This is a genomic window from Zooshikella harenae (assembly GCF_018837975.1).
Lineage (GTDB): Bacteria > Pseudomonadota > Gammaproteobacteria > Pseudomonadales > Zooshikellaceae > Zooshikella > Zooshikella harenae.
On sequence record NZ_JAGSOY010000019.1, the window covers coordinates 72,210 to 81,509 of the forward strand.

General features: G+C 37.9%; 10 protein-coding genes. 1 reads left to right on the forward strand and 9 read right to left on the reverse strand.

The features are described from left to right. Positions 1-93: 93 nt before the first annotated feature. From KCG35_RS10265 to KCG35_RS10295, 7 genes are all read right to left on the reverse strand, one after another. Positions 94-831: an iron-containing redox enzyme family protein gene (locus tag KCG35_RS10265; protein WP_215819601.1), complete on the reverse strand. Its 738-nt coding sequence runs from the start codon at positions 829-831 to the stop codon at positions 94-96. 2 nt (positions 832-833) lie between these two features. Beyond that, positions 834-1,457 carry an FMN-binding negative transcriptional regulator gene (locus tag KCG35_RS10270; protein ID WP_215819602.1) on the reverse strand — a complete coding sequence of 208 codons (624 nt, stop codon included), beginning with the start codon at positions 1,455-1,457 and terminating at the stop codon, positions 834-836. A 99-nt stretch (positions 1,458-1,556) separates the two neighbouring features. Beyond that, positions 1,557-2,243 carry a GNAT family N-acetyltransferase gene (locus tag KCG35_RS10275; RefSeq protein WP_215819603.1) on the reverse strand — a complete coding sequence of 229 codons (687 nt, stop codon included), beginning with the start codon at positions 2,241-2,243 and terminating at the stop codon, positions 1,557-1,559. A 3-nt stretch (positions 2,244-2,246) separates the two neighbouring features. Beyond that, positions 2,247-3,068, reverse strand: a complete 822-nt coding sequence (locus tag KCG35_RS10280) for an aspartyl/asparaginyl beta-hydroxylase domain-containing protein (RefSeq protein WP_215819604.1) — start codon at positions 3,066-3,068, stop codon at positions 2,247-2,249. Positions 3,069-3,581: 513 nt separating this feature from the next. Next, positions 3,582-4,031: an RNA ligase family protein gene (locus KCG35_RS10285; protein WP_215819605.1), complete on the reverse strand. Its 450-nt coding sequence runs from the start codon at positions 4,029-4,031 to the stop codon at positions 3,582-3,584. Between the two features lie 29 nt (positions 4,032-4,060). Further along, the gene (locus KCG35_RS10290; protein WP_215819606.1) at positions 4,061-5,329 is read right to left on the reverse strand and encodes an AAA family ATPase; all 1,269 of its coding nucleotides are present in this window, start codon (positions 5,327-5,329) and stop codon (positions 4,061-4,063) included. 53 nt (positions 5,330-5,382) lie between these two features. Continuing rightward, a complete protein-coding gene (locus tag KCG35_RS10295) occupies positions 5,383-6,033 on the reverse strand; it encodes an RNA ligase family protein (RefSeq protein WP_215819607.1) in 651 nt (216 codons plus the stop codon). A gap of 699 nt (positions 6,034-6,732) precedes the next feature. On the opposite strand from KCG35_RS10295, the gene KCG35_RS10300 reads away from it, so the two are divergent. Next, positions 6,733-8,184 (forward strand): hypothetical protein, encoded by a 1,452-nt coding sequence (locus KCG35_RS10300; RefSeq protein WP_215819608.1) that lies wholly within the window; start codon positions 6,733-6,735, stop codon positions 8,182-8,184. A 94-nt stretch (positions 8,185-8,278) separates the two neighbouring features. Here KCG35_RS10300 and KCG35_RS10305 read toward each other — a convergent pair whose 3' ends face one another. Then, positions 8,279-8,749: a sll1863 family stress response protein gene (locus KCG35_RS10305; RefSeq protein WP_215819609.1), complete on the reverse strand. Its 471-nt coding sequence runs from the start codon at positions 8,747-8,749 to the stop codon at positions 8,279-8,281. 38 nt (positions 8,750-8,787) lie between these two features. Next, on the reverse strand, positions 8,788-9,075 hold the full coding sequence (locus KCG35_RS10310) for a sll1863 family stress response protein (RefSeq protein WP_215819610.1): 288 nt from the start codon (positions 9,073-9,075) through the stop codon (positions 8,788-8,790). Positions 9,076-9,300: the final 225 nt, after the last annotated feature.

Here is a 9,300-nt window from a genome sequence, read left to right on the forward strand (position 1 = left end):
CTTCATAATGAGTATATATGTTAGCCCTTGTTTTCTAGATCAACCCTTAAAATCTTTTAACTTATACTCAAAGAGATTTGCAATTAGTTAATTTTATTTAATTTTTTTCAATACATTCAAAAATTGATAAGTACCTGAACTCCCTTTTTCAAGCGAAGAATAAACGTCATATACCGCATTAAGCAATTGCCCCGTCAATCGTAAACTGGTTTCCATTACCTTCTCAACAGCTTTTAAGTCATCCTCTGTCTTACAATGAGTAATAATCATGTTATTAACTTCTTCTGCATGTTTCTCATCAATAGTAGAGTGTGCAATAAAAAATGTTAGCTGTGAGGATTTTAAGCCGAGCTGTTCCTGTAAGCTATTAATTATCGGATTAATATACTGATAGCAATTCTCAGCCCAAAAACTATAACCTAAACGTTGTAGAGGATTTCCTTGCATAGATATCCAGTAGAGATACCCAATCAATACCTCAGTGGCAGGTAATGCTGGAGGAAGATCTTTTTCTTCAATATTCAACCCCATTGATTTAACATCATGCAAAGCCATAAGCTCATGACCTGTTTCCTCTGCCGCATGATCAAAACAAAATTTGACATAACTTGGAGCAGCCTGAAAGCTACGAACTCCAACTAAAGCCTGATTTCTAGCATTATGGCGTGTATAATGATAAGTTTCCAACATATACAACGCAAAAAGACGTTGATCTATGCGTTTTTCATTAATAGCTTGTACGAGTTCTGACGCTGAAAGAATTTCGTCCCAAACCTGTGCCAGCTTCTCATTAAGCTCAGTCAGTTTCTGCTTAATTTCTTCTTTAGTCATTTTTACTCCCCTTTTTTCGTGTATTCTTCAGTAAACTTGGCTAATAAATGACTATCTACATCAGGCTGTGCTTTTAATCCAGCAATAATACCTTCCTGATCGTTTGCACTTCGATTTTGACCAAGCTTGTATTTTCCTTCAATATCAGTAATTTCAAATTGAACCCCGACAATTGCCTGCATCAGTCGTTCTTTGAAATCATCAGGAATCATTGTATGATCACCTGACAATACAGGATCATATTTCTTTACTAATTCATTTAAATCATGATCCAGCACATCACTGCTAACAATAGAGGCTTTTGCCTTAACATGTACGGCGGTATAATTCCATGTAGGGACAGCAGGTTTTTTTTCATACCAGCTTGGGGAGATATAAGCATGCGGTCCTGAGAAAATTATTAATACTTCACATGCCTTCTCAAAAAATTTCCAATGATCGTTTTTAATCGCCATATGTGAACGTAAACAGCCTAATACACCTTGATCTTTATTTAATAAAAAAGGTACATGAGAAGCTAATAAATTACCTTCCCGCTCACTCACAATGATGCCAAATGAATGTTGGTCAATAAAGCTATGTAATGTTTCTAAATCACTAATCCTGAATGATTCAGGTATATACATATACGGTATCCTTGTTGCTAATAACTGCCTGTAATTATTACTTTTTCAACAACCTTAGCAGACTTGAATTTGTCCATAATCATGCTATGTAAGCTGCATTTAAACGACAGGTATCGCTATATTTTTTACAGTTGTTTTTTTATCATTATGTGTAGTTGAATCAATATGCATGATAAGTCGTCTAAGTGTTGTGTGCATCAAATAATACGGCTGATAATGCCTAGACGCAACAATAATAGGCTTGGAGTGGTACTTTTCCAGACCATAACGGCTAAAAACCATTGCTGTTGGCCGTTTACATAAAGCAACAATACCTTTCGCTTGTAGGTCAAAAGCCAGTTGTATGGCTCGCGTGATAAGTAGCTTGCCAATATCAGCTCGCCACCGATTATGATCAACAATCAAACGACTCAACTCAATATACTGATCAAACTCGCTTGGTATACCTTCACTTACTGGAAGAACTTCTTTAAACTCGAAAGGCGCACAGGTTACACGTAAACTACCGACAATTTCACCTAGAATTTCAATATGAATATGGTAGCTACGAGCGTCAATATCTAAATCATGTTCAACTTTTTTGTAAAAATCACTCAAAAAATAGGGCATACGATCCTGATAAGCGTTAGAACGATACTGGCTTACTTTTTGATCAACAACTCCCTGTTTAATATGTGTATTAATAATACTGTCTGTCGACTGTTTGATAATACGATCCAGCGGACCTAACTGATCATAGACAATGGCAGATACCCGATCTATAGGTACCATCTCTGAGGGCAACATGACTTATAACACCCACCACTTTTCATTATCAAGAAAATGTTTACCACCAATATCCTGCGTACGCTGCTGTTGTATAGCCACGTCATACATCGCCTGTAACTGAGATAACACAAAAACTTCAGCATCAGTTAATTCTGGATGCCAAATATCCGCAAAAAGCGTAATACGCGTTGTATCTGAATTATTCCAGGCTTCATGTTCAAAGCTATCTGCAAAAATTAAACAATCATGATGTAAAAATGCTTTACTTTCTTCCGCCACACGTAATGCACAATCATCAGGAACAATTAAACCTAAGTGTAAATTAAGTTTTAAGTTAGTATCTCCAAAATGGGCAGGTATAGATGAATGTGGATTCAGTGCCGAAAACCAAGCAGTTCCAGCAAAACGGGGCAAACTCTTTAATGCTTCAACTGTTGAGGGACAACACTGCTGATTATATTTAATCCGTTCGTCAACCAACAAGGGTGAACGTGATAAATAAAAAATATTCCACTGGCCATTATAGCCTGTCTTATCTGAACACTCGTAATTTTTTTTTAGCGTCAAGGCATGTTCCAACTCACCTTGTATCGTATTTGCCATACTTACCAGTGTTTGCACACCGTCTATTTCATTATTTTCATACCAAGGTTTACTTTTAAGAAAGGGAAAAAATATCTTAGGCTGTTGCCATCTATTGCCTTGAGGAGGAGATAAGTCTTGAGAAAGTAAAGCCTGCTTTAAACGATCTAAACTAGACTGTCCAAAACGCTGAGTAGACGATGTAAATAACTGTTCTACCTGACTAAGTTGCTCTGTAGTCAACCCTAATGATGATAACATAAAAATATCCTAATATAGCACTCTTTATTATTAAGACGTAATACAGAACACTTATAGCACGACTAGCCATCCATGCTGTATTATACTTTAGTATGATTATTCCATAGTCGATGTTAGCTTTTCAGTCATCTCCCCAATATATATTCCTAAATGATACTATACCTTCTTATCAATATCAGGTTCGATAATAAATATACTACGTTAATTGTATACATTATTACAACTTTAACTTTGAGGGTAAACAGGAACTCAAACGAAATTTGATGTGTAAGTTTAATCCATAAATCATTGTCAATTATTAAAGTTTTTATTATTATATTACTTCACTTGCCGGTATGTTATGTTTCTTATACTAATAGCATAGTTTGTATAGGTCAATAGCCAGGCTAAACTGTCCAACATACATTGTCGTTGCTAATAAGAGAATACTTAATATACCCATTAAAGTATGCAAGTGTATATTGTACCCATTACAAACACAGTTACTCTACAATCATCTGTTTTTTAATAACACTAAATGCTAATCAAACAGTTATGCGTAACAGGCAATTTGGACCAATGTGCGTTTACTGAATTAATTCTTGTGAGAAAATCCCCTCGAATAAACTTATACCTAGCTACCACTTCAGCTTTATTTTCCACTTTAATATATAGCCCTTCCATATAGCGATCCAAAGTGTCAGTGATTTTATTAAGAGTAGTACTTTTTACATTTTGCTTTAAAAAACGTGCTTTATACTTTTCACTAATAAATACTGAATAGCCAATTAATGCTATTAGACCTCCAACATATTTAAAACGTCCTGAATCAATAATTCTAACTGAGTGTATAAAAGAGCATCCAGCCAGCCGCTTTTTTCGTTCCTCTGTACCTAAAAATACTCCAATCTTTTTATCATAAATATCAAATTCCAAAAAATATGCAGGTAGCACATCATAAAAAATCGTATGACGATAATACAACCACTCTCCAAACTAAAATAACACCACAACTAATCTGAATAATAACCATGCTTTAATAAAGTCTGCCCTTTATCATTAACAATACAGTAACGGTGTGCTTCATCGGGTGTTGGCCACTGGTATGAAATAAACTGCCTTGCTAAAACCTCATCAGGTACTGCTTGTGTGCGGTTTCGATTGCCTTGATAAATTGTCGAACGCGGAACTTGAAACACGACTAGGGTTACGAGTGCATGATAGTCTTTTCCAATATCACACACGATTTTTCGAAAGTCATAACGTAAATTAGTCGCATCCCAAATAACGTTTACGCCTTTACGCAAACAAGCCTTTAAACGATCCTTAGCTAAGTGTAGTACTTTACCAACATTCGCTTGACTGGCTGCATGTCCATTAATTTCCTGGCGAATTACATCAAGTGAAATCACCTGATAATTCGATTGTTGCTTAACCCATGTTGATTTACCAGACCCGCTGGGGCCACATAAAACCATTAACTCAGCAAAGCATTCACGTCGCTGATAGGTTTTCGCAACCGCTTCTTCAACAGTCGAAATAGTTGCTCGCTCCATATCATAAATAGCTCGACTATATACATAATCTTGGCAGCCATCTGGTAGCAGCTTAAGCGTATTTTCAAGCTGATGTTGCCACTCATTATGGATGTCCGATTTCCAAACCCCATATTCTTTACAAAAAAGCTTGAATTCTTCTAGATACATTAATTGAGTTTTTATATCTAAGCAAATGCGACCGCACATATCAGCAACTTCAAGCCAATATACAAGCTCAATATCAACACATCGAGACAACAACCAAAAGTGCTCTGGTCCTTGATTTTTAACCATCAATAATTTTGGTCGATGATGCTCACCTACCAACCCCATAATGAGGTAAATAACCTCATGGCTTAATTCCAACTCAGGTAATAAAAAAGCCAAATAAGATCGACCAACAGCTTCATGCTGCGGTGAAACAATACGACGAATCGCTTGTACTTCTCTCTCTCGTACCGTAACGGGCTTACCTATATCGTGAAATAAAGCCCCCAAAATTAAAGCCTGACGCTTTTCACCTGTAATATGAGCAGCCTGATCTTTTAACAATCCATATAACTCATCAAGAACCATACCTGTATGGATATAAACATCACCTTCTCCATGCCATTCAGGATCTTGTGGTGTTGATTTTAAATCGTGTAACCAGGTACACACGCTGCCCAAGTAATGAATACATTCATCCACATCAGGAAATGCATCCTTTTTTAAAGCGTCTAACCATTCTCTACGCTTCATCATGTAACTGCCCTTATTCTTTATTTATACCCTTCGCTATGGGTATATATTCCATCTTATTCAACTTCATTAGAGAGCAATTTATTTGCCACTACTGCGGTATGCATCCAATGCTCCTCTGTTTGAACATGGGATTTTCTCACCCATTTCGCAACAGACTGTGCAAACTCTTTATAATGAAAATTTTCACTAATCCGTACCACATAACCTTCCATAAGCGAGGTATCAATTTTAAGTTGTCGAATGAGTCCTTTATTCCATTCTCCCTGATATAACACAGGAGGAGGTGTCAAATTTAATAACTCAAACCACTGCTTAGTCTCAGCCCAGGACAAGCAATAATTCTGTTCATCCCAAATAGAAAAAGCCATAAAGTATGAGGGCAACTGATCATAGCCAATGGCATGCTTAGCAAAAAGATTCTCTCCACAAATCCGCCACCCAACAGGAATATCTGTCGCTATGCTAGCATGTAATGCTTTCACCCAATCCCGAGAAGCATGATGACGACTATCAATTGAGCGGGCATGAATATAGTCACAATATAAGGAGGTATTTTCACCATCCATTTTCTCCGTGACAATAACCTGTTTTCCTTCAAACTGACTGACGTCACAACATCGCACATCATCACTAGAGCCTCCTGAAGACCACGGTAAATGAGGTGTTCGTGGGTATTTGTATCGCTTTATGTTATTACTGCTCATATCAATATACTCCCAACCTACTAGCCAAGATACTGTTATTTAGCCCTGAGTTTGAGCATCAGGCATTAACGTATGACATTTCTGTACTTGGTTTTGGCACAAAAGAGTAGGCCCTCAAACATGCTATGCTATCTATTAAGCATAGTAATCTTTTAAGGAATCGCTTCCACAGCAATAGGCTGTGAGTACAATCAACGGTTATTTATACATAACGCAAGACAGTGCGAGATTTTACTTACGTTTTAGCTATTCCAGTTCCAGACATTTCTTTTGTCAGCAACAATTTATGTGCATAGCAAAGAGTCTATATTCTTCTGAAAAAAGAACGCAAAATATCTATCCGTCGATAAAGAAACCATCCAAGAGCGTGAGGCATACTCAATAAAGAAGGTAGCTAATGCTACTAAGTAAGGTAGGATGTACTACATTGATCCAAACGAAAGCTTGACTTTCATTCCTCATTATCAAAATTAATGTCAGACCCCCAAATTAAAAACGATCTTTGGGGCAACGTCAAGCCCAGAAACGTCTAATTTTTACTATAGGGCATCTCTAAAAATAGTGATTTTTTTTGCGTAAAAAAAATAAAAACAGTTACAAAAAATAATAAATATGATGCGGTACAGTTAAAACTCTCGATACGTTAGTTTTGTTATCATCTTTTATAATGGTATTGGAGTATACAGCAGGAACCTAGACATGCGTTTTAAACCTATTGATGTGCGTCCTTTTAGTGAGCGGTACAAAGATGATCCCTCTTTTGACATTGCAGAAGACCGCTATTGGGAACCAGATCAAACCATGTCAATCTATGGTGACCCAGAACTGGGGACATCTGTTTGGGATGACGTACGAAGTCTCGAACAGACAGACTATGGTATACCACTGTTACCTTATGTTATTCGAGAAAAGGTGCCACCCATCCCTGAACGAGTAGTGCCACCAGTCCCGCCTCCAAATACTGAACCCGATCTGAACTACAAAATTGTTATCGAAGTTGCAGGCATCAAACTACCCTCAACGCAACGACTTTATCTGGATGCCAGCCGGGAAAATAATTTAGCACAGGAGCTTCAAGCGGCTGAGACCTATCGAAAAGACAACAGTCCCTACCGTAGTCTGGTTGCTTTCCATAGTATTCCCAACATACCTCGCAAATTGGGGCTACGCATTGCAATGCATGGCCGTGGTGAGCCACCTTTACTGTTACCACTAATAGACAGCATTCAGCCTATTCCCAAAGACACTGACAAAAAACGTTGGGAAAGTATTATTATTCCCATTAAACCACTTGGGTATATCACTGAAAATCAAACTCGTCCAGAATCAGATGTTTTACCTGAGTCTGGATGGATTTATGTTTTTTGGAAAAACAAGCTCTGGCGAGAGCTTCAAGTGGGTAAACACCAAACCTACCGTGATACTCGCCTGGGATTTTATCGGAATACACGTCATAGCAAACTCAACCCCACTAACAACATGGAACGGGAAGCATTGGGTACAGCTTATGATTCTATCTGGATTCCTTATAAACTGAATGGCGAGGTTCAACAAGGCGCTACAGGCGTCAAAATGATGTATAGTAAACGGCAACTTTCGTGGGAAGAAATAGACCGCCTGGAAAGTAACCCTGGCCGATTAAACTCCCGAGCCACATCAATTGATGCCGTTAACATTTATGAAAGCAGTCAGGGCTTTGAACTGGAGGATGGTCCTGTAGGTCCCATAGCACCCGCTTTATTAGACCAAAATCCAGAGGTTTTGCCTCCTCAACAGAATAGCCGTGTAAAACCTGCACAATACCTGGACCGAAACCGGCAAAATAAAATATCAGTCGCCTATCTTGATGCAACACCACGTGGCTTAGTAGTCAAGTTTGAGTATGGAATAGGTAAAGAAAAGCCTAAAGATCAAATGCTCACGCTACAAACTGATGATGGCTGGAGCCAAGCATTCTCGATAAAAGAGATGGAAGAAGTCGAAACGGGCTGGCTACAGGCCATTTTCGAGGACTATCCAGAAGGGGCAACCTTTGATTTAATCAAGGATTCAAACACACCTGGTGTCCTTCCACAATACCTGTTTTATGATCTTACTATTGAAGATATTCAAGCAAATGACCAAATATCACAGTCATTTGCAGAAGGTTAACCTTTCACACACCACTTTTGAACGTTAACCTACTGAATTAGGGGTTTAAAACAACAAACCCCTCGTTTATTTTTTACGTTCAGCAACAAAAAGCTTATTTTTCATCACTGTCCTTAAATTCATTTTTAGCGTTATCCCATGCGTGCTGAAAGGATGAAAATGCATTCGAAAAGCCTTGCTTCATATCATCCCATGCATCAGCAGTACTGTTTTTCATCCCTCCATACCATTCAGCCAGTTCGTTGCGTTGCTTGTGTAATTCATTCAGTGCTGCACGTGTTTTTGTTCGCGTAGCCTCACTCATTTGATCCCAGTTTTTATCAATATCTTCTTGCATGGCATAAATACGCATATCGAGCTTATCCAAAGCAGAAGATACTTTTTCCATAGCCTGATCCCGCTTTTCCACTGAGTAATTTTTAACAGCGTGAAGCGCTTCTTGAGACTCTTGCTTTACCTCTTCAATTGATGTTGTACTTTCATCTTCTTGAGCTGTACAAAACATACTGAATAGTACTGCCCATGACAGTATGAAAGCAGTAAAAGTAGCCCTAAAAACAGTCATGACTAACACCTCAATATATGTACTATGGATTGGCAATCTCACTTAAAGCGAGAAGCTGCAGATTTCACTGCTTCACTCAACGAATCCCAAGCTAACTCAATACCCGTTTTTAAATCCTCCCAGGCATCATCACTCGCTTCTCTCAACTCCTGCAGCTTAGCTTGCGCTTCATGGCGTTTTTCACGCAAATGATTCATCTGTTCATGATACTCATGACGTGTATCTTCTTTAACATGCCCTGCTTTGGACTTGAGCCTATCAATTTCTTCATTCCAGTGATCAAGTTGTTCTTGCAGTTTTTTTTCATATGTTTCTTTCATACTCATGACAAGATCTCCATAATTATTTAGTCACAACATAACCTTAACAATACACCTCGTACGTTACATCTGCTCTGTATCAATTATTATCTTATCATGACAAAACATTCGACCACGTCGGTGCCCATTAATTCCTGTGCTATAGAATGAATAACTAAATCCTGTAGTCTTTTGACCTCATACTACACATTAAAATTTAAATTTATAAATCAAAAAGAAAACATACTTTTA